The sequence below is a fragment of the Bradyrhizobium sp. Ken01 genome (genome assembly GCF_055807355.1).
The window spans coordinates 1-838 of sequence record NZ_JBVVPC010000143.1 but is presented as its reverse complement, the minus strand read 5'-3'; the positions used below and the strand labels follow the sequence as shown (position 1 = coordinate 838).

The following is an 838-nucleotide window of genomic DNA, read 5'->3' as shown; positions in this document are numbered from 1 at the left end:
CCCTAAACACGAAGGCAGCATGAGCATCGTCGTTATGCGAGACGATGCCGCTCCGTCGGGGTCGATGGCCGGATCACGCATGGAAGGTAATCATCGGAACATGAGAGGCCCGACCGGGTCCGTTGGATTGGTCTCCAACGGGGGGCAGCGGCAAGGCAGTGCCAGAGCCGCGGTCCGAGCTGAGGTCGGGAGTCGGACTGGTCCATAGTACCTGTGAAGTCGTCGAAGGAAACGAGACGCATGGAGGGAAGGGGTCAGCCCGAGGGGAGCCCGCGCGAGAAGGCCAGGGTCCGGACACAGAGCCGGGTTGCCTTGCCGCCGAACCTCGAATGGGTGAACACGGCAGCCAAGCAGGCTGCTCAAACCCGGTTCACGGCCTTGCTGCACCACGTCAACGAGGACGCTCTGCGTCGGGCGTTTCGACGACAAAAGCGGCAGGCCAGCGCGGGGGTCGACGGGATAACGGTGGCGAAGTACGAAGAGAGGCTCACGGATAACCTCCGGGAGCTCTGCGGACGCGTCCACACGGGTCGCTACCGGCCACAGCCGGTGCGACGAGTCTACATCCCCAAAGCCGATGGCGGTAAGCGGCTTCTCGGTGTGCCGGCGCTAGAGGACAAGATTGTCCAAAGCGCGGTAGCCGAGGTGCTGAGCTCCGTCTACGAGGTCGACTTCCTCGGGTTCTCCTACGGCTTCCGGCCGGGGCGGAATCCTCATATGGCGCTTGACGCCTTGCACACGGCGATCATGAGCCAGCGCGTCAACTGGGTGCTCGATGCCGACATACGCAACTTCTTCGACTCGGTCGACCACGAGTGGCTGCTGCGGATGGTGGCGC

Annotated in this window: 1 protein-coding gene; it reads left to right on the top strand. The window is 64.0% G+C overall.

Annotated features, from left to right (window positions below; translation table 11 throughout):
- Positions 1-213: 213 nt before the first annotated feature.
- Positions 214-838, top strand: a 625-nt coding sequence (locus AC0L3S_RS39090) for a reverse transcriptase domain-containing protein (RefSeq protein WP_473285285.1), incomplete at its 3' end; no start/stop codon positions are given.